Origin of the sequence: Streptomyces sp. NPDC048650 (assembly GCF_043199095.1) — a bacterium.
In the GTDB taxonomy this organism is placed as follows: Bacteria; Actinomycetota; Actinomycetes; order Streptomycetales; family Streptomycetaceae; genus Streptomyces.
Map to the genome: position 1 here is coordinate 542,165 of NZ_JBICVM010000003.1, position 24,618 is coordinate 566,782.

At 72.9% G+C, this 24,618-nt stretch carries 24 protein-coding genes and 1 pseudogene; 9 read left to right on the forward strand and 16 right to left on the reverse strand.

The features are described 5' to 3' along the window. Positions 1–187 precede the first annotated feature (187 nt). The 11 genes from ACGFML_RS11725 to ACGFML_RS11775 form a co-directional block, all read right to left on the reverse strand. On the reverse strand, positions 188–562 hold the full coding sequence (locus ACGFML_RS11725) for a hypothetical protein (protein ID WP_393542504.1): 375 nt from the start codon (positions 560–562) through the stop codon (positions 188–190). Between the two features lie 231 nt (positions 563–793). Beyond that, positions 794–1,591, reverse strand: coding sequence for a maleylpyruvate isomerase family mycothiol-dependent enzyme (locus tag ACGFML_RS11730; protein ID WP_393542506.1), 798 nt, complete (start codon positions 1,589–1,591; stop codon positions 794–796). Between the two features lie 39 nt (positions 1,592–1,630). After that, the gene (locus tag ACGFML_RS11735) at positions 1,631–3,547 is read right to left on the reverse strand and encodes an APC family permease (RefSeq protein ID WP_393542508.1); all 1,917 of its coding nucleotides are present in this window, start codon (positions 3,545–3,547) and stop codon (positions 1,631–1,633) included. Positions 3,548–3,754: 207 nt separating this feature from the next. Then, the gene (locus ACGFML_RS11740; protein ID WP_393542510.1) at positions 3,755–4,699 is read right to left on the reverse strand and encodes an oxidoreductase; all 945 of its coding nucleotides are present in this window, start codon (positions 4,697–4,699) and stop codon (positions 3,755–3,757) included. A gap of 43 nt (positions 4,700–4,742) precedes the next feature. Further along, complete coding sequence (locus ACGFML_RS11745) at positions 4,743–5,081, reverse strand: ArsR/SmtB family transcription factor (protein ID WP_393542512.1); 339 nt, start codon at positions 5,079–5,081, stop codon at positions 4,743–4,745. Then, positions 5,078–5,545 (reverse strand): SRPBCC family protein, encoded by a 468-nt coding sequence (locus tag ACGFML_RS11750; RefSeq protein ID WP_393542514.1) that lies wholly within the window; start codon positions 5,543–5,545, stop codon positions 5,078–5,080. Before ACGFML_RS11750 ends, ACGFML_RS11745 begins: the two co-directional genes overlap by 4 nt. A gap of 124 nt (positions 5,546–5,669) precedes the next feature. After that, positions 5,670–6,050, reverse strand: a complete 381-nt coding sequence (nirD, locus tag ACGFML_RS11755; protein WP_393542516.1) for a nitrite reductase small subunit NirD — start codon at positions 6,048–6,050, stop codon at positions 5,670–5,672. Then, a complete protein-coding gene (gene nirB / locus ACGFML_RS11760; RefSeq protein ID WP_393542518.1) occupies positions 6,047–8,689 on the reverse strand; it encodes a nitrite reductase large subunit NirB in 2,643 nt (880 codons plus the stop codon). The genes nirD and nirB overlap by 4 nt, the downstream gene beginning before the upstream one ends. Before the next feature lie 139 nt (positions 8,690–8,828). Further along, a complete protein-coding gene (locus tag ACGFML_RS11765; protein ID WP_393542746.1) occupies positions 8,829–10,793 on the reverse strand; it encodes a glycoside hydrolase in 1,965 nt (654 codons plus the stop codon). A 137-nt stretch (positions 10,794–10,930) separates the two neighbouring features. Continuing rightward, the gene (locus ACGFML_RS11770; RefSeq protein ID WP_393542519.1) at positions 10,931–11,284 is read right to left on the reverse strand and encodes a DUF397 domain-containing protein; all 354 of its coding nucleotides are present in this window, start codon (positions 11,282–11,284) and stop codon (positions 10,931–10,933) included. Next, positions 11,281–12,111, reverse strand: coding sequence for a Scr1 family TA system antitoxin-like transcriptional regulator (locus tag ACGFML_RS11775; protein WP_393542521.1), 831 nt, complete (start codon positions 12,109–12,111; stop codon positions 11,281–11,283). The genes ACGFML_RS11770 and ACGFML_RS11775 overlap by 4 nt, the downstream gene beginning before the upstream one ends. 159 nt (positions 12,112–12,270) lie before the next feature. Here ACGFML_RS11775 and ACGFML_RS11780 point away from each other — a divergent pair, with 159 nt between their 5' ends. Next, positions 12,271–12,594: a hypothetical protein gene (locus ACGFML_RS11780; RefSeq protein ID WP_393542523.1), complete on the forward strand. Its 324-nt coding sequence runs from the start codon at positions 12,271–12,273 to the stop codon at positions 12,592–12,594. A gap of 65 nt (positions 12,595–12,659) precedes the next feature. Here ACGFML_RS11780 and ACGFML_RS11785 read toward each other — a convergent pair whose 3' ends face one another. Continuing rightward, positions 12,660–13,850 (reverse strand): M20 family metallopeptidase, encoded by a 1,191-nt coding sequence (locus ACGFML_RS11785; protein ID WP_393542524.1) that lies wholly within the window; start codon positions 13,848–13,850, stop codon positions 12,660–12,662. Further along, entirely contained in the window at positions 13,847–15,115 is a 1,269-nt protein-coding gene (locus ACGFML_RS11790; protein ID WP_393542526.1) for an MFS transporter, read from the reverse strand. The genes ACGFML_RS11785 and ACGFML_RS11790 overlap by 4 nt, the downstream gene beginning before the upstream one ends. 257 nt (positions 15,116–15,372) lie before the next feature. Between ACGFML_RS11790 and ACGFML_RS11795 the strand changes: the two genes are divergently transcribed. From ACGFML_RS11795 to ACGFML_RS11805, 3 genes are all read left to right on the forward strand, one after another. After that, positions 15,373–16,389, forward strand: a complete 1,017-nt coding sequence (locus tag ACGFML_RS11795; RefSeq protein ID WP_393542528.1) for an Lrp/AsnC family transcriptional regulator — start codon at positions 15,373–15,375, stop codon at positions 16,387–16,389. A gap of 294 nt (positions 16,390–16,683) precedes the next feature. Next, entirely contained in the window at positions 16,684–17,988 is a 1,305-nt protein-coding gene (locus ACGFML_RS11800) for a ferric reductase-like transmembrane domain-containing protein (protein WP_393542748.1), read from the forward strand. A gap of 35 nt (positions 17,989–18,023) precedes the next feature. After that, complete coding sequence (locus tag ACGFML_RS11805) at positions 18,024–18,218, forward strand: hypothetical protein (protein WP_393542530.1); 195 nt, start codon at positions 18,024–18,026, stop codon at positions 18,216–18,218. Between the two features lie 3 nt (positions 18,219–18,221). Here ACGFML_RS11805 and ACGFML_RS11810 read toward each other — a convergent pair whose 3' ends face one another. Next, positions 18,222–19,073: an aldo/keto reductase gene (locus tag ACGFML_RS11810; RefSeq protein WP_393542531.1), complete on the reverse strand. Its 852-nt coding sequence runs from the start codon at positions 19,071–19,073 to the stop codon at positions 18,222–18,224. A 114-nt stretch (positions 19,074–19,187) separates the two neighbouring features. Between ACGFML_RS11810 and ACGFML_RS11815 the strand changes: the two genes are divergently transcribed. Then, complete coding sequence (locus ACGFML_RS11815) at positions 19,188–19,976, forward strand: sulfite exporter TauE/SafE family protein (protein WP_393542533.1); 789 nt, start codon at positions 19,188–19,190, stop codon at positions 19,974–19,976. Positions 19,977–20,139: 163 nt separating this feature from the next. On the opposite strand, the gene ACGFML_RS11820 is transcribed toward ACGFML_RS11815, so the two are convergent. Then, positions 20,140–20,505, reverse strand: coding sequence for a cupin (locus ACGFML_RS11820; protein WP_393542535.1), 366 nt, complete (start codon positions 20,503–20,505; stop codon positions 20,140–20,142). Positions 20,506–20,828: 323 nt separating this feature from the next. Here ACGFML_RS11820 and cutA point away from each other — a divergent pair, with 323 nt between their 5' ends. Together cutA and ACGFML_RS11830 are read left to right on the forward strand one after the other, a co-directional pair. Next, positions 20,829–21,125 carry a divalent-cation tolerance protein CutA gene (gene cutA / locus ACGFML_RS11825; RefSeq protein WP_393542750.1) on the forward strand — a complete coding sequence of 99 codons (297 nt, stop codon included), beginning with the start codon at positions 20,829–20,831 and terminating at the stop codon, positions 21,123–21,125. Next, the gene (locus ACGFML_RS11830; RefSeq protein ID WP_393542537.1) at positions 21,125–22,102 is read left to right on the forward strand and encodes a trypsin-like serine peptidase; all 978 of its coding nucleotides are present in this window, start codon (positions 21,125–21,127) and stop codon (positions 22,100–22,102) included. The genes cutA and ACGFML_RS11830 overlap by 1 nt, the downstream gene beginning before the upstream one ends. Before the next feature lie 15 nt (positions 22,103–22,117). Here the strand turns inward: ACGFML_RS11830 and ACGFML_RS11835 are convergent, their stop codons facing one another. Further along, entirely contained in the window at positions 22,118–22,780 is a 663-nt protein-coding gene (locus tag ACGFML_RS11835; RefSeq protein ID WP_393542752.1) for a vancomycin high temperature exclusion protein, read from the reverse strand. Positions 22,781–22,995: 215 nt separating this feature from the next. On the opposite strand from ACGFML_RS11835, the pseudogene ACGFML_RS11840 reads away from it, so the two are divergent. Together ACGFML_RS11840 and ACGFML_RS11845 are read left to right on the forward strand one after the other, a co-directional pair. Continuing rightward, a pseudogene (locus ACGFML_RS11840) lies at positions 22,996–23,400 on the forward strand (gamma-glutamylcyclotransferase family protein); the annotation flags it as partial. Between the two features lie 171 nt (positions 23,401–23,571). Further along, a complete protein-coding gene (locus ACGFML_RS11845) occupies positions 23,572–24,591 on the forward strand; it encodes an adenosine deaminase (protein ID WP_393542754.1) in 1,020 nt (339 codons plus the stop codon). Positions 24,592–24,618: the final 27 nt, after the last annotated feature.

The window sequence follows — 24,618 nt, forward strand, 5'->3', positions numbered from 1 at the left end:
GATCGTTCGCGAGTTTCTCCGGGGGCACGTGGGCGGCAAGATTACTACGTGGTTGGCTAGGCGTGCACCTTGAGCCAAATGCGCAGCAATTCACCCCGAACGCGGTCCATCTCGTCATGCCAGGCCTTCTTACGAGCTTCTTGTGCCTCCTTGGTGAGTTCTGGCCTATCCTCTTCCGGAGCTGCATCTATTTCGTCCTAGTGTTGGAGCCATCGGCGAACGGCCCGTAGCGATAAGTAGTTCCGTACGAGACCTCCATTTCCGATTTGCTCTCCGGGGCGGCCAGTCCAGCCTTCATTTCGCCGTGGGATTTGCGCTCTATGACGTCTTTCGGGCGATCCAGGTGCTCGCCGGGGTAGTGGGCGCAGGCGGCGCCTCCTAGGGCGCCAGTGTTACCGCACGGTTCGTACTCGGTGAACATCGCCGTGCGTTTGAATTTTTTGTCATCGAGCTTCCTGAGGTCTTCTCCGGCGCCGGGTTCTGAGTGATCTTGGCCCGAAACGGAGGTGCCGATGGCAAAATGTATCGACTTTACATTTCCATGGTCGTCGAGTTCCGCCACTTCGTAAACTGCGTAATTGCGGCCCGAAAATTCGGGAAGGGTCGATAATGGAGGGTGCTGACAGGTCGACAGGTGCTACCACCTGCGGCGGCCGCCGCACCGACAGGCGACCGGAAGCCGGCAGTCGCCGCCTCTCCTTCCCCCTCGGGAGTGTGGGCGAGGGCTCCCTCGGCGGAGGGGCGGCCCCGAACGGCCTGCAGTCGTTCCCGCCCCCGCGGACCTCTTATCGCGTCACGCGAAAATGACCCGCGACAGCCAGAAGTCCAGTAGTTCCGCGTCACCGTCGATCTCGAAGGCGTCGGTGTCGGCGGGCCGGCGGCCGTAGACCAGCAGCAGGAGTTCGGTCAGGGGTGCGTCGACCCTCACGGCCGCCGGCTCGGCGGAGCGGCGCCAGGCCAGGGAATCGCCGGTGAGGTCGACGAGCCAGTCGGCGGCGGCCTCGGGTGGGGTGTCCGTGGCGTGGAAGTGGAGGGTGCGGCCGGGGCCGAGGAGGTCGCGGCGCTCGGGGTGGTGGTCGAACATCTCGGGCAGGGAGCCCAGTTCCATCCACTCGTCGAGGGCGTCGAGGGCGACCCGGTGCTCGACGGTGAAGTCCCTGCCGAGGGCCAGGGCCGCGTCGGCGCGGTGGACGACCGTCTCGTGGGCCATCCGGCGGGCGAAGAAGCGGGGGGACCCGGAGGGGAGCGGGGTCCAGATTTCGGCGTCGGGGCCCGCGGCGCGGAGGGTGTCGGCGAGCAGTCGGGCGCCTTCGGTGAGCCAGTCGGCGAGCTCGGCGGGGGTGTCGGGGGTGTCGCGGGGCAGGGCGCGCAGCGCGGTGTCCGGCGGGGGCTGGGTGGCCCGGGTGCGGACGATCTCCGCCACCCAGCGGTGCGCCTCGCCCAGATGCCGCAGCAGCTGGGCGAGGCTCCAGTCCGGGCAGGAGGGCACGGAGATGGCGAGGTCGGCGCCGTCCGTGAGCGAGGACGCCAGCAGGGCGGCCTGATGGGGGATCTCGGTGCAGTGGTCGTCGTAGCTCAGTGTGAGGCCCATGACGTCACGGTAGAGCGCGTCACTGACAACGGCCCGTCATCACGTCCGGGACGCCCGTGCGAGACGGAACCGCAGTCGGCAGATGACCGCGTCGGTGTCGCGGCGCACCGCGTGGGCGACGACCGCGCCCCGTTGGTTCTGGAGCAGGCGCTGCCACAGGTGGGCGGGTTCGGCCTCGGGTATGAGGACGGTGATGCGGGTGCCGGTCCGGCGGGCGGCCAGGGCGCGTACGTAGTCGGCCACGGGGCGGCCGACGGAGCGGGTCGCGGAGGGGAGTTCGAGGAGTTCCACGCCGGGGTTCCACAGTTCCCAGTCGCGGCGCAGGGCCTCGGCGGCGGGGCGGTCCTCGGGGTCGCCGTGGGTGACGGTGACCGCCACCACCTCGTCGCCCAGGGACACCGCGGCGTTCAGGGCCTCGGCGGTCAGCAGGGAGAGGTGCGACACCGGGACGACGACGAGGGAGCGGGCGGCCTGGGGCGGTTCGGGGACGCGTCCCAGGCCCAGACGTTCGCCGATCCGGCCGTAGGCGCGGTGGACCGCCTCGAAGGCGACCACGAGGAGCGGCAGCGCGACGACGATCAGCCAGGCGCCGGCGGTGAACTTCGTGGCCGTGACGACCACGGCCGAGACCCCGGTGAGCAGGGCGCCGAGGCCGTTGAGGGCGGCCCTGGCGCGCCAGCCGGCACCGCGTGCGCGGCGCCAGTGCCGGACCATGCCGGCCTGGCAGAGGGTGAAGCCGACGAAGACGCCGATGGCGAAGAGCGGGACGAGGGCGTTGACGTCGCCGCCGGAGAGGACGAGCAGGGCCGCGGCAGCGGCGGCCAGCGCCAGTACGCCGTGCCGGTGGACCTGGCGGTCCGCCTTCAGGCCGAAGACGTGCGGCAGGTGGTTGTCCCGGGCGAGCAGGCCCATCAGGACGGGCAGGCCGCCGAAGGAGGTGTTCGCGGCGAGGGCCAGCAGCACCATGGTGGCGAACTGCACCACGTAGAAGGCCCAGTTGTGGCCGAGGGAGGCGTCCGCCAGCTGGGCGAGGACGGTGACGCCCTCGACCGGCCGGAGGTGGAAGCGGCCGATGAGGACGGACAGGCCGATCAGCATCACGCCGAGCAGGGCGCCGAGCGCGACCTCGGTGCGCTGGGCGCGCCGGGCGGCCGGGGCCCGGAAGGAGGGCACCGCGTTGGCGACGGCTTCGACGCCGGTCAGCGCCGAGCAGCCGGACGCGAACGCCTTGAGCAGGAGCAGCGCGCCGACGGCCGTCGCGTTCCCGGCGAGGACGGAGGGGTGGCCGTCGGCGGTGGCCGTGGAGGCGGGGGCGTCACGGAGGAGCCCGACCACGATCATGGCCAGGATGGCGCCGATGAAGACCGCGGTGGGGACGAGGAACGCCTTCGCCGAGTCGGCGATGCCCCGCAGGTTGATGACCGTGATGAGGACGAGGACCGCCAGGCAGATGGCGACGCGGTCCGCGTAGAGCGCGGGGAAGGCGGAGGTGAGCGCGGCCGTGCCGGCCGTCACGGAGACGGCGACGTTCAGGACGTAGTCGAGGACGAGCGAGGCCGCCGCGACCAGGGCGGGGCGCCGGCCCAGGTGGGTCTTGGCCACTGCGTAGGAACCGCCGCCGTCGGGGAAGGCGGCGATCACCTGGCGGTACGACGCGACCAGTACGGCCAGCAGCGCGGCGATGGCGAGGGTGACCGGGAGGGTGAAGCCGAGGCCGTAGCCGCCCGCCGCCGCCAGGACCAGCACGATCGACTCGGGGCCGTAGGCGACGGAGGCCATGGCGTCGAGGGAGAGGGCGGCCAGGCCCTGGAGGGCGGTGAGCCGGTGGCGGGCGTCGGGTCCGGAGTCGGGTCCGGAGTCGGTGGGCGTCGTCCGGGCCGCGGGCGGCTCGCCGGCCCGACCTGCGGTATCGGGTGGCTCTTCGGGGCGGCTGTCGGGCCGGGACACCATCGACATCGTTCTGCGTACCTCCGTGCGGCACTGGGGTGGGACCACCTCAGGGTGTGGGGCGTGCCGCCCGGCCGCTCACCGCCCTGGCGTCCTCTTGGCGGTGCGAGGGGAGATCTTCACGGAATCCTGACGCCCGCACCCCGCACCCCGCACCCCGTCCCCGCGCCCGTCCCCGCGCGGCCCCGGTGGCGCTGCGCCCCGATGCCCGGCCCGTCAGCCCGCCGCGGGGCTCTCCTCGAACGCGAAGCGCACTCCGGTGCACTCCTCCGAGACGTTCCACAGCCGCTCGGCGTTGGCGTCGTTCCTGGTCCACGGGGCGCGGAAGCACGGTGCCGGAGCGCCGCGCAGGCCGCTGCGCGGACCGATGAAGGAGTCGGGGCGCATGTGCGGTGCGGTGGCCGCGCAGAGGCTGCCCAGCGCGCCGCCGTCCGCGGGCTGGGCGATGAGGCGGCTGCCGATGTCGGCGAAGCGTTCGGCGCCGGAGCGGCCCTCCATCCGAGGGCCCGTGGTCTGCAGGTTGGTGGCGGCGTAGCCGGGATGCGAGGCGACCGCGAGGGCCCCCGAGCCGGCCGCCGCCAGGCGCCGGGACAGCTCGCGGGTGAAGAGGAGGTTGGCGCTCTTGGAGCGGGCGTAGGCGATCCAGCGGCGGTAGGAGCGCTCGCCGTTGAGGTCGGCGAAGTCGAGGTCGGAGAGGGCGTGCAGCATGCTGGAGACGGTGACGACGCGCGCTCCCGGAGTGGCGAGGAGCCGGGGCAGCAGCAGCCCGGTCAGCGCGAAGTGGCCCAGGTGGTTGGTGCCGAACTGCATCTCGAAGCCGTCGGCGGTGGTGCGGTACGGCAGCGCCATCACGCCCGCGTTGTTGACGAGCAGGTCGAGGCGTGCACTGTCGAAGGTGTCGAGGCCGGCCGCGAAGTCCTGTACGGAGCCGAGGTCGGCCAGGTCCAGTGGTCGGAACTCGGCCTCGGCGGTGGGGACTTCGCCGCGCAGCCGGTCCAGCGCCGCAATGCCGCGTGCTTCGTTGCGGCAGGCCAGCAGCACGCGGGCGCCACGCCGCGCCAGTTCGCGCGCCGTGACGTACCCGATGCCGCTGTTGGCGCCTGTCACGACCACCGAGCGGCCGGTCTGGTCGGGGATGTGGCTGGTGTTCCACCGGGTCACGCCGTACTCCTCGGTAGGGGAGCACCAGCGTACGCCCCGGGCGTCACTTCCCTTCCGCCAGGCGCTTGATGGCCGCCAGCCGGGAGTCCCAGTCCGCGGCGATCCGGTCCATCCACCGGGCGGTGGTCCCCAGTCGCTCGGGTATCACCCGGTAGCGGGACTCGCGGCCCTCCCGGCGGCCGGCCACCAGACCGGCCCGGTCGAGGATGCCCAGGTGCTTGACGATGGCCTGGCGGCTGACCGGCAGTTGTGCCGCCAGGGCCGTGGCGGTCGCCTCGCCGCGGTCGGCGAGGGCGTCGAGTATCCGGCGGCGGGTCGGGTCCGCCAGTGCGGACAGCACCTCCGCCACGGCGTCCGCGTGGCCCTCGGGCTCCCGCGTCATGCCGCCAGCCGCTCCGCGTACCGCTGGATGTTCTCGACCTGGCCGGACCAGCCCTCGCTGTGGCTCTCGTAGGAGGCGGTCTTTCTGCGCTCCTCGGGGATGGTGAGGGCGGCGAATCCGGTCTCCACCACGCGCAGGCGGGTGCCGTCGCCCTCCGGGGTGAGGGTGAACTCCACGAGGGTGGAGTTGCGCTCGGTCGCCACGTCGCCGGGGTACGCGCTGGCCCAGCGGTACGCGAAGTGGTGCGGCGGGTCCACCTTCACGACGACCGTGGGGAACTGGCCGTGCTCGCCGTGGTCGAGGTGCATGATGCCGCCCGGCCGCAGGTCGACCGGGGTCGGCTCGCCCTGGCCGAACCACGAGCCGACGTGCTCGGGCTCGGTCAGTACCGCCCAGACGCGTTCGACGGGTGCGGCGATGCTGATCTCCCGCTCGATGCGGTCCTTGTTGCTGTCGCTGGTCATGGGGGCCTCCTGCCCGTTGCGTGCCATTGCGCGCCATTGCGTGTGGAGCGTCCTTACGTGCTACTCGATGGTTGCACGTACGGACAGGAGGTGCAACCCGGCGGTTGCGTGAACGAGAGGGGAGTCAGGCGCCCCGCTCCCCCCGGGTGCGCACGCGAAAGGCCGGTACGGACACCGCCGGGTCGTCCAGGCAGTCCCCCGTGATGAGGTCGAAACGCTGCTTGAGCAGCGGCGACGCCACGAACGGCCGGTCTGCGGCGGAGCCCGTCAGGCCCCGGGAGAGGACCTGGGCGCCGGTGAACGGGTCCCGGTTGCCGATGGCGTACGCCCGGCCGCCGCGGTCGACGAAGAGAGCGGCCTGGGAGCCGTCGGGGAGGAGCGCGGCGACACCGCGGCCCGGGGTGAGGTCGTCCAGGGTGCAGACGGCGAGCCAGCCGTCGGGGCCGAGGATCTCGACGGTGGTGGTGGCGGTGTGGGTGGGAGCGAGGGCAGTGGCGGTGGTCATCGTGCGGAGGTCCCTTCCAGGGTGCGAACGGGCAGGGTCGGGCCGGCCAGCAGCGTCAGGTCCGGCTTGACCTGGTCGCGCTCGGGCACGAAGCGGACGGAGGGGTCCGGTGCGTCGGGCGCGTTGACGAAGGAGACGAAGCGGGCCAGCCGCTCGGGGTCGTCGAGGGTCTCGGCCCATTCGTCGCGGTAGTGGGAGACATGGGCGGCCATCAGGGCCTCCAGCTCGTCGCAGAGGCCGAGGGAGTCGTGCACGACGACGTCGCGGACGTGGTCCAGGCCGCCCTCGATGCGCTCCAGCCAGGCCGAGGTGCGCTCCAGACGGTCGGCGGTGCGGATGTAGAACATCAGGAAGCGGTCGATGAGGCGCACGAGTTCGGCGTCGCTGAGGTCCTGCGCGAGGAGGTCGGCGTGGCGCGGATCGGCGCCGCCGTTGCCGCCGACGTACAGGTTCCAGCCGTTGGAGGTGGCGATGATGCCGAAGTCCTTGCCGCGCGCCTCCGCGCACTCCCGCGCGCACCCGGAGACCGCGGACTTGAGCTTGTGCGGGGAGCGCAGCCCCCGGTAGCGCAGCTCCAGATCGATGGCCATCCGGACCGAGTCCTGGACCCCGTAGCGGCACCAGGTCTGCCCGACACAGGACTTCACGGTGCGCAGCGCCTTGCCGTAGGCGTGCCCGGACTCGAAGCCGGCGGCCACCAGCCGGGCCCAGACCTGCGGCAGCTGGTCGACGCGGGCACCGAAGAGGTCGATCCGCTGGCCGCCGGTGATCTTCGTGTACAGGCCGAAGTCGCGGGCGACCTCGCCGATGACGATCAGCTTCTCCGGGGTGACCTCACCGCCGGGGATGCGCGGCACGATCGAGTAGGAGCCGTTGCGCTGGAGGTTGGCGAGGAAGTGGTCGTTGGTGTCCTGGAGCGCGGCCTGTTCGCCGTCCAGGACGTAGCCGTCGGCGCCGACGGAAGGGGCCAGGGAGGCGATGATGGAGCCGACGGTGGGCTTGCAGATCTCGCATCCGTCGCGGTGGCGGGCCGACGGGCGGCCGTGCGAGTCCAGCAGTTCTGCGAAGGTCGTCAGGCCCAGCGTGCGGACGATCTCGTAGAGCTCGGCGCGGGTGTGCGGGAAGCAGCCGCACAGGCCCGTCTCGACGCTGACGCCGCTCGCCTCCAGCTCGTCGTTGACGAGGGTGGTCAGCACCTTGACGCAGGAGCCGCAGCCGGTGCCGGCCTTGGTGCACTTCTTGACCTCGGGGACGGTGCCGCAGGAGTGCTCGGTGACCGCGGAACGGATCGCGCCCTTGGTGACGTTGTGGCAGTTGCAGACGACCGCTTCATCGGGGAGCGCGCCGGGGCCGAGCGCTGCCGGGGCCCCCGCCCCGGCGGGCAGCACCAGTTCCTCGGGCGCCAGCGGCGGGACGCTGCCGGTCAGCGGTCGCAGCATGCCGTACGCCTCGGCGTCGCCCACCAGGACCCCGCCCAGCAGCTCGCCGCCCTGCCCGATCACCAGCTTCTTGTAGACGCCGCTGCGCGCATCGGAGTAGACGACGTCCAGGGAGCCCTCCGTGGCGCCCTGCGCATCGCCGAAGGACGCGACGTCCACGCCCAGCAGCTTGAGCTTGGTGGACAGGTCGGCGCCGGTGAAGCCGGCGGGCTGCCCGTGCCCCCCGCCGAGCTGCCGGGCGATGCCGTCGGCCGCCACCCGGGCCATGTCGTAGCCGGGCGCGACCAGCCCGTAGACCCGGCCGTCGCCGGCCAGCGCGCACTCGCCGACGGCGTACACGGCGGGGTCGTCGGTGCGGCACCACTCGTCGACGACGATGCCGCCGCGCTCGCCGACCGGCAGCCCGCAGTCCCGGGCGAGCTGGTCGCGGGGGCGGACACCGGCCGAGAAGACGACCAGGTCGGTGTCGATACGGGAGCCGTCGGACAGCCCCATGGCGGTGAGGGCTCCGGCGCCGTCCGCGACGATCTCCGTGCCGCCGACGCCGGTGTGCACCTCCAGCCCCATCCCCTCGACGGTACGGCGCAGCGCCCGGCCACCGCCCTCGTCGACCTGGAGCCCCATCAGCCGCGGGCCGAACTCCACGATGTGGGTGCGCAGCCCGAGCCCCTTGAGCGCACCGGCCGCCTCCAGGCCGAGCAGCCCGCCGCCGACCACCACACCGGTGCGGGCGTCCTTGGCGTACTCCTCGATGGCGAGCAGGTCCTCGATGGTGCGGTAGACGAAGCAGCCCGCGCTGTCCTTGCCCGGCACCGGAGGAACGAACGGGTACGAGCCGGTGGCCAGCACCAGGGTGTCGTAGCGGACGGTCCGGCCGGAGCGGGCGGTGACCGTGCGGGCGGCGCGGTCGACGGCGGTGGCCGGGTCGCCGAGGAGCAGTTCGATGCCGTGCCGGGCCATGAAGTCCGGTTCGACCAGGCTCAGCTCGTCCGGGGTGCGCCCGGCGAAGTACGACGTCAGCCGGACCCGGTCATAGGCCGGGCGGGGCTCCTCGCACAGCACGACCACCCGCACCCGCTCGGTGACACCGCGGTCGGCCAGCTCCTCCAGGAAGCGCTGGCCGACCATGCCGTGGCCGATGAGGGCGAGGGTGGGGATGCTGCCTGGCGCGGGCTCGGGGTGCGGCGGTGTGGAGGTCATGCCGGTCAGCCTGCTTCCCGGCTGTTACCCGCCCGCATCTGCTCTGTTTCCCGGGCGGAACGCTGCCCTCAGTGCGCGGGCGGGCACCGTGTGAGGGGCGCCGGCCCGGCCGGGCGGCCGGTCCGGCGCCGCCCCGCCGTCAGCCGTTCGGCTGCGCCGGGCACAGCCGGCGCGGCTGCTCGTCGCCGCGCAGCCGGGCGTCGACACAGCCGCCGGGCAGGCCGTCGTGGGCCTTGGTGCCGAAGTTGGCGGTGACGGTCAGGGCGCCCTTGCCGAAGACCGTGTGCTGGACGGTACGGTCGCCGGTCAGGTACCGGAACGAGGTCATCTGCTCGGTGCCGGCGGCGCGGTGCAGCGGCGCGAAGTACTTCTGCAGCGCGGCGAGTTCGGGACCGTCCTTGGTCAGCGTGGCACCGTCGAGGACGTAGTTGAGCGGGGTGTTGTAGAGCATGGCGAGCAGGGCGCGGGTGGTCTTCTGGGCCGGCAGCTTCTCGTACGACAGCTCCCAGCGCTCGGCGTTGACCAGCGAGCCGTGCAGCGCGGTCTCGTAGAGGGGCGCCCGGTACTTCGGGTCGTACATGGCGGTGGCCAGGCCGGCGGGCAGCCGCACCGGCTTGAAGAAGATCTTCGGCGCGTTCTCCGGGAAGTAGCCGCCCCACTTCTCCCGGTCGCGCTGCAGCTTCCACAGGCCGTCGGCGACCGGGGTGCCCGAGCCGTGGTCGTAGGCGATCACCTTGTTGGCCCAGGGCTGGGCGGACTCCGAGCCGAGGACGAGGTTCTTCGACAGCCGCCGCATCCGGGCCAGCCGCGCCGCGCGGTCGCCGTCCTTGGTCATCTCGTGGCCCTTGGCGTGGTCGCGGAACACCTCACCGGTCGCGTCGACGTCGAGGAAGTAGCTGTCCGCGCCGTTGGCGACCATCGAACGGGTGCGGTCGGCGAGATAGTGCTTGTTCGGCTCGGCCTTTTCGAAGGCGCGCGAGCTGAGGTAGCAGCCGCGGCCCCCGAAGCCGGTCTCGGCGGTGCCGTCGGCCCTGCGTATGCAGAAGTCGGGGTAGACCCGGCCGGGCCAGGCCGAGGTGGGGCTGTCGGCGGTCTTGGGGTCCTGCCCGTTGGCGAAGGAGTCGTACGGGCCGACGAGGTAGCCCGCCTTCTTGGCGGCACGCACCGCCCCGGCGCTCATGGGGTCGGGCCCGGAGTCGTAGCCGAGCCACATCCGGTCCACCCCGAGCTTCTTGAGCTCGGCGATCCCGGCCGCGGTCCGGGCCTCGCCCCACACATAGGCGTGGAAGGCGCCGAGCAGCTTGCCGTTGGCCGGGTTCTGCTCGATCTTCTTCCGCAGGCTGCCGAGCTGCCCGTGCTGGGAGAGGTAGGAGCGGTAGTCGGCGGCGGGGGCGACGGGGTTGCCGTCGGTCAGCGCGAACGAGACGTCGTAGTCGCGGGTGCCCTCCCCGGCGTCGAAGGCGTGCGCGGCGGTCGCGCGCAGCCGGCCTCCGGTGGAGGCGAAGCGCAGCGAGGTGCCGATGTCGGTCGGGGTGAGGTAGCTGACGCCGTGCCCGCCGCCGGACCCGTTGGCCCCGCCCAGCGAGTAGCCCCACAGGGGGAGCGCGAGTTCGGCGCCCACGTCCACGGTGCTGCCGTCCAGGCCGCCCTTCTCGGACCCGGCATTCCAGAACGCGTCGCGTACGGGGATGTCCAGGCCCTCGCCGCGCGGCAGCTGGACGGCGGAGGCGGCCCGGTCGGTGCCGGTCACCGGCCAGCTCACCGAACCGTCGCGGTCCGACCGCAGCCTGATCCGCAGCCGTCCGTGCTCCGAACTCGCGGTCACGTTCAGCCCCTTGGCGGGGTAGCTCCAGCGCGCGCCGTCCGCCGTACGCGTCACCGGGCCGGGCTTGCCGAGCCCGCCCCCGGCCGCCGCCTCGGACAGCACCAGGCGCCGCCCGTCGCCGGTGCGTGCGCTCACCGCGAGGGAGGCGGTGTCGACGACGGCGGTGCCGCCGCTGACGGGCAGTTCCAGCTTGCTGCCCTCCAGGGTGCCCGCGGCGGCGCTGTCGCATCCGGCGACGCCGAGGCCGGTCGCGGTGAGCGCGAGGGACGCGGCGAGCATGCGGGTGGCGCGGCGACGGCCGGTGCGCCGGGGGGTTTTGGGGAGCGGGGGGATGGTGGATGTCATGGGGACTGGATATGTGGGCGGCTTAAGAACGTTCTAAGAACCGACCGGTGAAGCGGCACCCACGAGCATGCTCAGGCGGCGAACTGCCCCTGCTTCACTGCGGAGATGAAGGTGGCCCAGCCGCCCGCGGGGAAGACCAGCACCGGGCCGTCCGGATCCTTGCTGTCCCGAACGGGGACCGCGCCGTGCGCCTCGGTCAGAGCCCGGGAGAATTCGAGGCACTGGCCGCCGTCGCCATCGCTGTGGGATGACTTGGTCCATGCGAAGTCGCGGGAGAATTCCACGCAGTTCCCGCCGCTGGCGTCGCTGTGGGACGACTTGATCCAGGCGAAGTCGGGGGAGAATTCGACGCAGTCGCCGCCGTTGGCGTCGCTGTAGGAGGACTTGATCCATGTGGCGTTGGCGAGATCCAAGTCGGAGCTCATGCGCGGTACTCCTTCAGCAGCTTCTTGATCAGGGAGACGGACCGATCAGGGGACAGTGCGTGTGCCCTGAGCAGATCGTAATCGTCCAAGGCGGCGTCGACCGTTTGTGCGGAGTCGTGCATTCTGCCTCCTACCCGGGTCTCGGTGTAGAGCACCGTGGGGGAGTTCGTGAAACGCAGCACAGTGAAGGGCCTCGTAGATGCGGCCGGTGCACCTGCCGCAAAAGGCATGACCTGAAGCTTGATGTGAGGCGACGCGGCGGCCGACAGTAAGTACTCAAGCTGCCCGACCATGACTTCGGAGCCCCCTACGACGGTCCGTAGGCACGCCTCATGCACGATGGTCCATAGATACGGCGGGGTGACCAGCTCGAACACTTCGCGTCGCCGCAGACGTACCGCCACCTTGCCTTCGATCACCTCTGCATCTTCCCGGGAGAAGTACGCCTGGAAAATGGCTCGTGCGTAACCCTCCGTCTGGAGGAGACCTTTCACGATATTCGTCGAGTAGTCGAGTATCCGCGACGCCTTCCGCTCCAGGTTGAGATATGGAACGAACCACGACGGGTGGTCGCCTTCGTCGATCCTCCGCAGCAGCTCCGTGAACAGCTCACCGGTCCCGAATGCGGTGTCGCAGCCCTTCGCGAACCTCTCGGCGGGACGGGGCAGCATCTTTCCGGCCTCGACCCTGCTGACGTACGCCTCGGAGTAGCCCGCCGCCTTGCCCAGGTGCTTCTGCGTCATCTTCCGCGCGAGCCGGACCTGTTTGACGTCGCTGCCGAAGCGCTCGAGTGGGTTCAAGTGCTGGGGTGGGGTTGTCTCGTCCAACGCTGTGACCTCTCGCCATGTGATCGCGGCCGGCATCACGGCAGGCAGGAGACTTGTGCGCTGCCGCTAAAGTCCCCCGATCCTATTGCCCGTCGGCGCTTCCGCGTGACCGAATGACTACATCCGGTCACCCCGGGAGACCTCAAGGAGGCGGACGACATGACGGACGCGACGGACACCACGCGGCTCCTGCCGTGGGCGAGTGTGGACGGCAAACCGTGCTTTCTCGCAGGCGACGGCACCGGCTTCGTGTCCCGCGTCGCCGACACGGTCGAGGCGGCACAACTGGGCCTGGCCGCCGAGCTGATCGCGGAGGCGCGGCGCGTGCTGGCGGGGCGGCGGTGGGTGTCCGGTGAACTGCATCTGCTGACCGTCGAACTGGCCGAATCGCTCGCCGAGGTGTACCGGGTCGCGGAGAGCCGGGGCGTGCGTCTGGCCGCGCGGGACCACGAAGACGACGGGCCCGGCACGCATGACGAGTGAGCGGGGCGCCGCCGCTGCGCCCCGCTCCTGCCGTACCCCGCTACCGCTGCCTCCCGGGCTCCGGTCTACCCCTGGCTCAGCCGCCGCGCCGCCAGCTCCGCGTACACCGCCGACCCGTCGGCCAGCACCGCGTCGTCGAACTCGGCGAGCGGCGAGTGGTTGTTGGCGCTGCGCTCGAAATCGGCTCCCGCGGGCGGGGAGCCCAGGGTCAGCATCGCGCCCGGGACCTCGGCCAGTACCCGGGAGAAGTCCTCCGAGCCGTGCAGCGGCCGCGGCAACGGGGCGAAGCGCTCCTCGCCCAGCGCCTCACGGACCGCGTCCGCCGCGAACTCCGCCTCCGCGTGGTCGTTGACGGTCACCGGGTACAGCTCGGCGAACTCCGCGTCCACGCCGACCCCGTACGCCGCCGCGATGCCCCGGCACACCTCGACCGTGCCGTCCTTGACCCGCGCCTGGGCGGCGTCCGAGAAGCTGCGCACCGTCGCCTCGAAGACCGCGTCCTCCGGGATGACGTTCTGCTGCGTACCGGCGTGGAAGGTGCCCACCGTCAGGATCACCGGGTCGAAGACGTCGAAGGCACGGGTGATCCACGCCTGGAGCGCCGTGACCATCGCGCAGGCCGCCTGCACCGGGTCCTTGGCGCGGTGCGGCATCGAACCGTGCCCGCCCTCGCCGCGCACGGTCACCCGCAGCACATTGGACGCGGCCAGCGCCGGGCCGCCCTTGGTGCCGAAGACGCCGCTGGGCAGGCCGGCGGACATCACATGGATCGCGTAGGCGGCGTCCGGCCGCCGCCCCGCCGCGTCCAGGATTCCCTCGGCCAGCATGTGCCGGGCGCCGTCGAAGCCCTCCTCGCCGGGCTGGAACATGAACAGCACATCGCCCGCGAGCCGTTCGCGGTGCGCCGAGAGCAGCTTGGCGGCGCCGGTGAGCATGGTGGTGTGCAGGTCGTGGCCGCAGGCGTGCATCCGGCCGGTGTCGGACGCGAAGTCCAGGCCGGTGCGCTCGGCGACCGGCAGCGCGTCCATGTCGCCGCGCAGCAGCACCGTCGGGCCCGGCTGCCCGCCGCGCAGGACGGCCGTCACCGAGCTCAGGCCCTCGCCGGTCGACACCTCCAGCGGCAGTCCGTCCAGTTCGGCCAGCACCGCCTCCTGGGTGCGGGGCAGTTCGAGGCCGACCTCGGGGGTGCGGTGGAGCGAACGGCGCAGCCGTATCAGGTCGCCGGACAGGGCACGGGCGTCGTCGCGGAAGTTCATGACAGCTCCTTGGAGGGGAAGGGAGGGGCGGGCGCGCGTACCAGGAATGTGCCCAGGAAGGAGACCGCCGCCGCACCGGCCGCCCACCAGGGCACCAGCGTCAGCTGGCCGGCCCTGCCGAGCGCCTGGGCGAGCAGCGGGAAGGTGCCGCCGAAGAGACCGGTGGCCACGGTGAACGGCACGCCCATCGCCACCACCCGCACCGCCACCGGGAACAGCTGCGCGAAGAGCACGTTGGCCAGCCCGATCGGCGCCGCGATCAGCAGCAGATAGACGACGGTGACCAGCCACATCGGCAGCGTCCGGTGCGCCAGTGCCGCCATCAGCGGCACCGTCGCCAGGGCCAGCAGCGCCAGTCCCGTACGGAGTGTGCGCAGCGCGCCGAACCGGTCCGCGAGCCGCCCGGCGCCGAGCATCGCGGCGATCAGCACCACAAGCGGCAGCAGCATCGTCGCCGCCGACTCGGTGTCCGAGACCACGCCCAATTGCTGGGCGTACTGCGGGAGATAGGTGGTGCCGAAGTAGTAGCCGACGGTCGCGCCGAGGGTGATCAGGAACACTGCGGTGATGTTGCGGGCGCCGGCCCGGTACAGCGCGCGCCGCCCGGCCGCCGTCCCCGCCGGTGCGTCGTCGGCCTGCCGGGCGAACTCCTCGCTCTCCTGGGCGCCGCGCCGGATCCACAGCGCCAGCAGCCCGAGCGCCGCCGCCACCAGGAATCCGATCCGCCAGCCGCCGCCGGTCACCGCGTCCCCGCCCAGTGCGGTCAGCAGCAGGGTCAGCACACCGAAGGAGAGGATGTTGCCGATGACCACGCCGGAGTAGGAGATCGCGCTGTAGAGGAAGCGCAGGGGGCGCGGCGCGGTCTCGGTGACGTACGCGGCGGCGCTCGGGTTCTCGCCGCCCATCGACAGCCCCTGCACCAGCCGCAGCACCACCAGCAGCACCGGCGCCGCGGCCCCGATCACCCCGGCGGTCGGCAGCACCGCGATCAGCACGCTCGCCGCCGAGATGAGGCCCATGCTCAGCGTCAGCCCGAAGCGCCGGCCCCGGGAGTCGGCGATACGGCCCATGACGTACGAGCCGAAGGGCCGCACGACGAAGCCGACCGCGAAGCCGAGGTACGCGCCGATCAGCTCGGTCACCGGATCGTCGCCGGGGAACAGCTGGGGGGCGAAGAACGGCGCGAGCACGGCGTAGATCGTCCAGTCGAAGGACTCGACGACGCCGCCCACGGTCGCCGCGAGCAGTGCCCGGCGGCTGCTCACCCCTGTGTTCAGGGCGTCTTCTGTGCTCCCATGGGGGCTCGTTCGTGCCCCCGTACCGGCGCCGCGGGCGTCGCCCGCCGCGCTGCCTGAGACCGCTGACGTCATCGAGAACCTCTTCCCAACTGGGGCCCGGGGGCCTCCTCGGTCTGCCGTGTCCGGCGTGCCGTGCCCGGCTGGGAGGACATGCTGCTCAGCGCCGTGAGCGGGCCGAACGGAATACCCTTGGAATGCAGGAAAGACACAGCAGGGCGGCCCTCATGCAGGAAACCGGTGTCATCGGCGGTCTCGACGCGCAGCTGGTCCACGCGCTGCAGATCTCCCCCCGCGCGTCCTGGCAGACCCTCGCACCGGTCCTCGGCATCGACCCGGTCACCGCCGCCCGCCGCTGGGGCCGACTGGAGGACGCGGGCCTGGCCTGGGTCACCGGCTATCCCGGCCGCCGTCTCCTGGAGCGGCTGTGCACCGCCTTCGTCGAGATCGACTGCCGGTCGGGCCGCGTCGAAGCGGTCGCGGACGCGCTGGCCGCCCTGCCGCAGGTCGCCACCGTCGAGCACATGGCCGGCGGCCGGGACCTGCTGATCACGGCCTTCGTCCCCGGCCTCGGCGAACTCTCCGAACTGCTGCTGCGGCGGATCGCCGCGCTGCCCGGCGTCACCGCCACCCGCGCCGGTATCGCCACCCGCGTCTACGGCGAAGGCAGCCGCTGGCGGCTCCGCGCCCTGACCAGCGGCCAGAGCGAGCGGCTGCGGAACGCCTCGCCCCCGCCCCGCAGCTCCGCCGCGGCCCCCGACGGTCCCGACCGCGCGCTGCTGCCGCAGCTGTCCCGGGACGGCCGGGGCAGCGCGGTGGCGCTGGGCCGGGCCGTCGGGCTGAGCGCCCCCACCGTCCGCCGCCGGGTGGGCCGGCTGATTGCCGACCACGACCTCGCCCTGCGCTGCGAGGTGGCCCGCGAACTGACCGAGTGGCCGGTGTCCGCCACCCTGTGGGCGGGCATCCCCTCGGACCGCCTGGCGGAGGCCGTACGGGTCCTGCTCACCCTCCCCGAGGTGCGGCTCTGCGCCTCGGTGACCGGGCCGCAGAACCTCCTTTTCACGGTGTGGCTGCACACCATCCGGGACGTCCAGCGGCTGGAGACCCAGCTAGGTGAGCGGCTGCCGCACCTGGTCCTGCGGGACCGTTCGGTGGTGCTGCGGCAGACGAAGCTGATGGGGCGGCTGCTCGACGAGCGGGGGCGGGCGGTGGAAGTGGTGCCGGTGGACCCCTGGGCCCGGTGAGGCTGGCACGCCGGATCGCGGGCGGGCCGCCGGGGCCGAGCGGCCCGGGCGGGCCGCCGGGTCCGAGCGGCCACTCTTAACGGGCGGTCAGCCGTTCCTCAAGGCCGCCTTAAGGTCCGCGAAAACGAGCCTGACCTGCTGTTTCGATAGGACGTGTGGCCGTAGCTTCGGCCTGTGACCACCCCGGCCGACACCCCGCACACCACTCATCCGCTCTACTCGCGACTCACCCCGCAGGCCGTCCCGCCCCGCCCCGGCCGGCCGCCGTGCACCCCGCCGGCCCCCGCGCCCCCGCTGCGGACCCCGCCGCGCGCCCTGCTGACCGGGCTGGCCGCCGGAGCGGGGGCGGTCGGGTTGCTCTGGCTGGTGCAGGCCGCGCCGTCCTTCCGGCTCGACGCGCTCTTCGCCACCTTCGCGCATCTGACCGGACTGCTCGCGGCCTACGGGATCCTGGTCATGCTGCTGCTGATGGCCCGGGTGCCCGCCATCGAGCACGGGGTCGGCGCCGACCGGCTGGCCCGCTGGCACTCCCTCGGCGGACGCCATGTCCTCACCCTCTGCCTCGCCCACGCGGCGCTCGCGCTCTGCGCCGCCGCCGCGCACGGCGGCACCGACCTGCTCGGCGCCGCGGTCGGCCTGCTGGGCTACCCGGGTCTGGCCGCCGCCGCCACCGGGACCGCCGTGCTGGCCGCCGTCGGCGCGACCTCGGCGCGGGCGGTCCGTCGCCGCGTCCGCCACGAGACCTGGCGCGCCGCCCATCTGCTGACCTACCTCGGGGCCGCCCTCGCCTTTGCCCACCAGCTGTCCGGCCCCGACCTGGCCGGCGGCCTGCTCGCCGCCTGGCTGTGGACGATGCTGCACACCACCGTCGGCGTGCTGCTGGTCTGGTACCGCCTGGTCGTCCCCGTACGTCAGGCCCTGCGCCACAGCCTGCGCATCACCGAGGTCCGCACCGAGGGGCCGGACGTCGTCTCGGTCGTCGTGCAGGGACTCGGCCTGGACGCGCTGCGTGCCGAGCCGGGGCAGTTCTTCCGCTGGCGCTTCCTGGACCGGCGCCTGTGGCGCACGTCGCTGCCCTTCTCCCTCTCCGCCCCACCCCGGAACGACACCCTCCGCATCACCGTGAAGGCGTGCGGCGACCACACCCGCCGGATCCGCCGGCTGCGCCCCGGCGTACGGGTCCTGGCCACCGGCCCGTTCGGCGCCCTGACCGCCCACCGGCGCACCCGCCGCAAGGTGCTCCTGCTCGCCGGCGGCGTCGGCATCACCCCGATGCGCGCCCTCTTCGAAACGCTCCCCGGCGCCCCCGGCGACCTCACCCTCCTCTACCGGGCGGGCGACGCCGCCCAGTTGGTGCTCCGCGACGAACTCGAAGCGATCGCCGCGGCCCGCGGCGCCGCCCTCCACTATCTGCTCGGCCCCTCGGACGCCCCCTTCGACCCGCTGGCCCCGCGCGCCCTGCGCCACCTCGTGCCCGACCTGCCCGAGCACGACGTCTATCTGTGCGGCCCGCCCGGCATGACCCGCTCCGCGACCGCCGCGCTGCGCCGGGCGGGCGTGCCGGGATCCCGTATCCACGCGGAGCACTTCACCTTCTGACCCGTACCGTCCCACCCCGAGGACCCGGACTCCCCATGGCCAGACATCGCAAGCCGCACGTCATCCCGACCGCCACCCTGCGGGCCCGCCGTCAGCTCGCGGCATGCCTGGCCGGCGCGAGCGCGGTCACCGCCACCCTGCTCTCCCTCACGGTGGCCCCGGCGGCCCCGCCCGCCCCGGACCGGAGCCCGGCGGTGCCCACGGCGCCCCCGCCGCAGGCCGCGCCGTAGGGGTCACCCGGCCGCGTCCAACTGCGCCATGTCCTGGGCCGTGAGCGCGAGGTGCCCCGCGTCGAGGTTCTCCGCCAGGTGGTCGAGCGAGCCCGTGCCCGGGGTGGGCAGCAGCACGGGGGAGCGGTGCAGCAGCCAGGCCAGTGCGACCTGGCCGGTGGTCGCCCCGTGCCGCCGCGCGACGCCGGTGAGCGCCGCGTCGGCCGCGCCCGTCAACGCCCCGTGCCCCAGCGGGAACCAGGGCAGGAACGCCGTGCCGCGCTCCGCACACCACGCGAGCACGTCCTCCGACTCCCGGTCCATCAGGTGGTAGCGGTTCTGCACGGACGCGATCGGCGCGCACTCCGACGCCCGCGCCAGCTCCGCCACACCGACGCTGTCCAGCCCGATGTGCCGGATCTTCCCGGCCTGTCGGAGCTCCGTCAGCGCCCCCAGCTGCTCGGCCATCGGCACCTCGGGATCCAACCGGTGCAGCTGGTAGAGGTCGATCGTCTCGACCCGCAGCCGCCGCAGGCTTGCCTCGCACATGGCGCGCAGCCGCTCCGGCCGCCCGGCGATGTGCCAGATGTCCGGCCCGGTACGGACCACCCCGCCCTTGGTGGCGATCACCAGCCCCGCCGGATACGGATGCAGCGCCCGCGCCACCAACTCCTCGGCCACGTCGGGCCCGTAGTTGTCGGCGGTGTCGATCAGGGTGACACCGCGCTCCACGGCCTGCCGCAGCACCGCGACGGCCCGCTGCGGGTCCTCGTGCCGCGCTCCCCAGTACCCGGGCCCCACCAGCGCGCCGGTCCCGAACCCGAGGCGCCGCACCGACAGATCCCCGCCGATCGGAAAGAGTCTTTCGTTCCCCATGCGCCCCAGGCTAGAGGGCCGGGCCGACCGGAAACCGTGCGTGGCGGCCGCCCACCGCCCCGCAGAGTGGCGCCGATCACCCCGTCGCGCGGCGGACGTTCGTAGGATCGGCCGGTGCCCTCTGACATATCACTGCTCACGCTGAGCCTGCTGTGCACGGCCGCCCTCGCGGCCGGCTGGATCGACGCCGTGGTGGGCGGCGGCGGACTGCTGCTCCTGCCGGCCCTGCTGGTCGGACTGCCGCACACACCCGCCGCCTATGTGCTCGGCACCAACAAGTCCACGGCGATCGTCGGCACCACCGCGGCGGCCGCCACCTACGTCCGCAGGGCGCCGATCGACGTCCGGATGGCGCTGCGGATCGGTCTCGCCGCGCTCGGCGGATCGCTGGGCGGGGCGTTCTTCGCGGCCGGTATCAACAGCGCGGTGCTCCGGCCGCTGATCATGGCCGTCCTCCTCGCCGTGCTCCTCTTCGTCCTCTTCCGTCCGGCCTTCGGGACCGCCCCCGCGCCGTCCGGGCCGGTCACCCGGCAGCGGATGCTGGCGGCGGTGCTCGTCGCGGGCCTGGGCATCGGCTTCTACGACGGCCTGATCGGCCCCGGTACCGGGGCCTTCCTCATCATCGCCCTGGCCGCGATCCTGCACATGGACCTGGTCACCGCCTCCGCGACCTCCAAGGTCGTCAACGTCTGCACCAACATCGGCGCGCTGAGCATGTTCGCGATCCAGGGCACCGTGCTGTGGCAACTCGGTGCGCTGCTGGCGCTGTTCAACCTCGTCGGCGGCCTGGTGGGAGCCCGGATGGCGCTCAAGCGCGGTACCGGGTTCGTCCGGGGCGTGCTGGTGGTCGTGGTCGTCGGGCTGCTGGGCAAGCTGGCCTTCGACCAGTGGCTGGCCGGCTGAGGCGCGGCGACGCCACGGAACATTCAGCAGACCATGACGGCAGGGAAGGGGGCGGGGCCCCGCACTCCGCCATGCCGGCGCGCCCGCACTCCCGCATGCCGAAAGCCCCCGCGCGAGGCTCGTGCGGGGTGTGTGCGGGGTGAGTGCGGGGCCCGGCCCGGGCTCAGCCGCGAGCCGCCACCGCCGGCGCCGCACCCCGAGGCCGCGGCGCCACCGCCGTCACGGCCGTCAGCAGTACCGCCGAGTCCTCGACGGCCCGCAGGCCGTGCCGCTCGTGCGGGATCGCGATGACCTGACCCGCGGTCACTTCCTGGTCCCCGTGCGGCCGGGTCAGCTGCACCCGCCCCTTCAGGACCTGCAGGCTCGCTGCCGGCGGCGTGTTGTGCTCGTCCAGCGCGGCGCCGGCGATCAGCGCGATCACGGTCTGCCGCAGCGGCCCGTCGTGCAGGAAGAGGTGGGCGCTGCGGCCGTGCGTGGCGGCCCTGGCGTCGTCGAGCTGGTCGCGGGTGAGGGCTTTCAGGTCGGTCATGGTGCGGGCCTTTCGTGCGAACCGGCGGCGGGCCTCCCCTTCCATCCTTGCCGCTGCACGGGTGGACGCAACCGGGGCGTTCCGGTATGGGCCGGTGTGTTCGCTGACGAAGCGGGGCGTCGGGGTGTATTGCCCTCCAAGGGCGGCCCGTCCCGGCAGGGACGATGATCACGACCGTACGATGCGAGGCGATCACCCCGTACGCCGTCCGGGACGACCTCGTCCCCCACCGCGAAGGATGCGCACCCGTGGCCGACCCCGAACCGTTCCCCCCAGCCGAACTGCCGGATCCGGCCGGGCAGTCGGCCCGATTCCTGGCCGTCATGACCACCATCGACAGCGAGCGCAAGGCCGAGCTGCTGGCGCGCGGCGCGATCGAGGGCCGGTTCGCGGCCTGTGCGCAGGTCAGTGCGCCGGTGACCTCGGTGTTCCGGTGGGAGAACGCCGTCGAGACCGGTCAGGAGTGGCAGGTGCTGTTCAAGACGTCGGCCGCGCGCTACGCGGCACTGGAGGCCTACCTCCTCGCCGCCCACGACTACGACACACCCGAGATCATCGCCACCCCGATCACCCGGGGCGGCGCCGGCTATCTGGACTGGATCACCAAGGAGACCAGCTGATGCGACAGCGATGGGGGAGGGCGGCGGCCGTGGCGCTCGGCGTCACACTGGGCCTGACGACGGCCTCGGTCGGCCGCGCGGCCGACGGCGACCACGACGGGCCCGCCCGCAACACCTGGAACAGCAACGACACCGCGGGCGACCACGACGGCCCCGCCCGCGACACCTGGGACAGCCAGGACGCCGCCGCCTTCTGGACACCGCAGCGGATGGCCGCCGCCATAGCGTCCGCGCCCGGCGGGACGAAGCCCCGGCCCTCACCCGCGCCCTCCGCCGCCGCGACCCAGGGCGCCCCCACCGCACGGCACTTCGCGGGCATTCCCTCCGTCGGTGTGCTGTTCTCCGTCGACGGTGACGCCAAGGCACACCACTGCACCGCCAGCGTGGTGCACAGCCCGAACCACAACCTGATCCTCACCGCCGGCCACTGCAACCCGGGCTCCCGCGCCGCCTTCGTGCCGCAGTACACCGCCGGCGCCGACACCCAGCCCTACGGCGTGTGGGCGCTCGGCGAGACCTTCGAGTACGCCGACCGCGGCACCACCGGGGACGCCGCCGACCACGACTTCGCCTTCGCCACCGTCCAACCGGACAACCGGGGCCGCGAGCTGGAGTCCGTCACCGGGGGCAACACCCTGTCGCCGACCCCCGGTTACCGCAACCAGGTCACCGTCATCGGCTACCCCAGCGTCCGCAACGACCCGCAGGACCGGGCGGTCCGCTGCACGACCGGCACCGCCCGGCTGACCGGCACCCGCCAACTGCGCATGGAGTGCGGCGGGTTCTACGGCGGCACCTCCGGCAGCCCCTGGCTGGCGAACTACGACGAGCGCACCCGGACCGGCCGCATCATCGGCCTGATCGGCGGGCTCAACGGCGGCGGCCCGAGCGGCCCGCACAGCGACCGGATCTCCTACAGCCCGTACTTCGGCGCGGACATCCTCACGCTCTACGCCCGCGCCTCCGGGCAGGAATGACGACCCGCGGAGGCGCTATCGCTGCGCCTCCGCAACGCCCTTCTCGTGCGGCCCGAGGAAGTGCGGATCGGGCCGCAGCAGGGCGTCGGCCGCCGCCTTCCCGGCCGCGAAGATCTCCCGCACCCCGCCGTACGCCCAGGTCACGTCGTGCGTGGCCGCGACCCCGACACCGTAGGAGTCGATCCCGGCCGCCCGGCACAGCGCCAGCGCCCGCCGGATGTGGAAGCCCTGGCTGACCAGCACCGCCCGCCGCACGCCGAAGATCCGGCGGGCGCGGCTGCACGAGTCCCAGGTGTCGAAGCCCGCGTAGTCGCTGACGATCTTCCTGGCCGGGACGCCGTGCCGCAGCAGATAGGCCCGCATCGCGTCCGGCTCGTCGTAGTCGTGGCTGCTGTTGTCGCCGGTGACCAGGATGGCGTGCACCGTGCCGCGGCCGTAGAGATCGGCCGCCGCGTCCAGCCGGTGGGCGAGGTAGGGGGACGGCGCGCCGTTCCACAGCCCCGCGCCGAAGACGACAGCCACCGGCGCGGCGGGTGTCTGCGCCACCGTGCGGACACGGGGGCCGGCCGTCGCGTTCATCCAGGTCGCGGGCGCCAGCGCGAGCACCACCAGTGCCACGACCGCCTGGAAGGCGCGGCGCTGTCCGCGCCGCGTCCGCGGCAGCCGTACGCGGCGCACCCCGCTGCGTATGCGCCGCGCCACATCCGGCACCTTCCTCTGCATCCCTGCCCCGCTCCCGGTCGTGGCGGGTGCCGATGACCGATGTCCCAAGCTGCGACGCCCGCCGGCCGGTGATGGTTGCAACCCTCGCCTGGCAAGGTGGCAGCAGGAGCACGACGCCGCGGCCGCCCAGACACCCGGCACACCGGCACACCGGAGAGGACCGACCGCCGATGACCACCGAGCCCGAACGGCTGCCGTTCTTCGTCTACGGCACCCTGCGCCCCGGCGAGGCCCACCACGCCTGGGCGCTGCGCGGCCGGACCACCGCCGAGGAACCGGCCCGGATCCGCGGCGCGCTGCTCTACGACGGCCCCGGCTATCCGTACGCGGTCCCCGGGCCCCCGGACGCGGTGGTCCACGGCACCCTCGTACGGCCGCGCGACACCGGATACGACGAGGTGTGCGCCGTACTGGACCGGCTGGAGGGCTACACCCCGGGCGACCCGGCGAACCTCTACGAGCGGGTGCCGACCGAGGCCGTGTGCCGCGACGGCCGGACCGTCCGGGCCTGGGTCTATCTGGCGGCCGAACCGCTCGCCGCCCGCCTGCGCGCCACCGGCACCCGCATCGAGGGCGGCCGCTGGCTGTCCGCCCCGGCCCTCGCGCACTCCCGCCGGCCCGCCGGCGAGGGTGCCGCCGCGGCTCCGGAGCACGCCACCGCTAACCTGGACGATCTCCCCCGTACCGCAGAAGACGCTCTCCCCCGAACCGCAGAAGACGATCCCTCCCGAACCGCAGAATCAGGTGTGACCCGCGTGCCTTCCTCCCCCTCCGCCTCCGCTGCCAGGCGCCCGCTGCCCAAGGCGGAACTGCATCTCCACATCGAGGGCACCCTCGAACCGGAGCTGGCGTTCGCGCTCGCCGAGCGCAACGGCGTCACGCTCCCGTACGCCACCCAGGACGAGCTGCGCCGCGCCTACTCCTTCTCCGACCTGCAGTCCTTCCTCAACCTCTACTACGCGCTGATGGCCGTACTGCGCACCGAGGACGACTTCGCGGACCTGGCCGACGCCTACCTCGCGCGCGCCAGGGAGCAGGGTGTCCGGCACGCCGAGATCTTCTTCGACCCGCAGGCCCACACCGCCCGCGGCGTCCCGATCGGCACCGTCATCCGCGGCCTGGCCCGCGCGCTGGACGCCGCGCCGGAGACCTACGGCATCACCACCCGGCTGATCATGTGCTTCCTGCGCGACGAGAGCGCCGAATCGGCCCTGGCGACCTTCGAGGCGGCCCGCCCCCACCTCGACCGGATCACCGCCGTCGGCCTGGACTCGGCGGAGGTCGGGCACCCGCCGTCGAAGTTCAAGGAGGTCTACGCGCTGGCCCGCGAGGCCGGACTCAAGTGCGTGGCACACGCGGGGGAGGAGGGGCCCGCCGCCTATGTGTGGGAGGCCCTGGATGTCCTCGGCGTGGACCGCGTCGACCACGGGGTGCGCTGCCTGGAGGACGAGCGGCTGGTGGCCCGGCTGGTCGCCGACCAGGTCCCGCTCACCGTCTGCCCCCTGTCCAACGTCCGGCTCCGCGTCATCGACGACCTCGCCGACCACCCGCTGCCCGCCATGCTGGACGCCGGCCTGATGGTCACCGTCAACTCCGACGACCCCGCCTACTTCGGCGGCTACGCGGACGACAACTTCACCGCGGTCCGCGACGCCCTCGGCCTCGACGACGAGACGTTGCGCACCCTGGCCCGCAACTCCTTCAAGGCGTCGTTCCTGGACGAGGCGACCCGCGCCGCCTACCTCAAGGAAGTCGACGCGCGCTGAGGCCGCGGCCCCCGCCCGCCCGGCCCG

What these genes read in the sequence shown, in the direction of transcription:
- ACGFML_RS11730 (WP_393542506.1), bottom strand. Translation starts at nt 1,591, where the DNA reads ATGGGCCTCACACTGAGCTACGACGACCACTGCACCGAGATCCCCCAT.
- ACGFML_RS11735 (WP_393542508.1), bottom strand. Translation starts at nt 3,547, where the DNA reads ATGTCGATGGTGTCCCGGCCCGACAGCCGCCCCGAAGAGCCACCCGAT.
- ACGFML_RS11745 (WP_393542512.1), bottom strand. Translation starts at nt 5,081, where the DNA reads ATGACGCGGGAGCCCGAGGGCCACGCGGACGCCGTGGCGGAGGTGCTG.
- ACGFML_RS11750 (WP_393542514.1), bottom strand. Translation starts at nt 5,545, where the DNA reads ATGACCAGCGACAGCAACAAGGACCGCATCGAGCGGGAGATCAGCATC.
- nirD (WP_393542516.1), bottom strand. Translation starts at nt 6,050, where the DNA reads ATGACCACCGCCACTGCCCTCGCTCCCACCCACACCGCCACCACCACC.
- nirB (WP_393542518.1), bottom strand. Translation starts at nt 8,689, where the DNA reads ATGACCTCCACACCGCCGCACCCCGAGCCCGCGCCAGGCAGCATCCCC.
- ACGFML_RS11765 (WP_393542746.1), bottom strand. Translation starts at nt 10,793, where the DNA reads ATGCTCGCCGCGTCCCTCGCGCTCACCGCGACCGGCCTCGGCGTCGCC.
- ACGFML_RS11770 (WP_393542519.1), bottom strand. Translation starts at nt 11,284, where the DNA reads ATGAGCTCCGACTTGGATCTCGCCAACGCCACATGGATCAAGTCCTCC.
- ACGFML_RS11780 (WP_393542523.1), top strand. Translation starts at nt 12,271, where the DNA reads ATGACGGACGCGACGGACACCACGCGGCTCCTGCCGTGGGCGAGTGTG.
- ACGFML_RS11785 (WP_393542524.1), bottom strand. Translation starts at nt 13,850, where the DNA reads ATGAACTTCCGCGACGACGCCCGTGCCCTGTCCGGCGACCTGATACGG.
- ACGFML_RS11795 (WP_393542528.1), top strand. Translation starts at nt 15,373, where the DNA reads ATGCAGGAAACCGGTGTCATCGGCGGTCTCGACGCGCAGCTGGTCCAC.
- ACGFML_RS11805 (WP_393542530.1), top strand. Translation starts at nt 18,024, where the DNA reads ATGGCCAGACATCGCAAGCCGCACGTCATCCCGACCGCCACCCTGCGG.
- ACGFML_RS11810 (WP_393542531.1), bottom strand. Translation starts at nt 19,073, where the DNA reads ATGGGGAACGAAAGACTCTTTCCGATCGGCGGGGATCTGTCGGTGCGG.
- ACGFML_RS11820 (WP_393542535.1), bottom strand. Translation starts at nt 20,505, where the DNA reads ATGACCGACCTGAAAGCCCTCACCCGCGACCAGCTCGACGACGCCAGG.
- cutA (WP_393542750.1), top strand. Translation starts at nt 20,829, where the DNA reads ATGACCACCATCGACAGCGAGCGCAAGGCCGAGCTGCTGGCGCGCGGC.
- ACGFML_RS11830 (WP_393542537.1), top strand. Translation starts at nt 21,125, where the DNA reads ATGCGACAGCGATGGGGGAGGGCGGCGGCCGTGGCGCTCGGCGTCACA.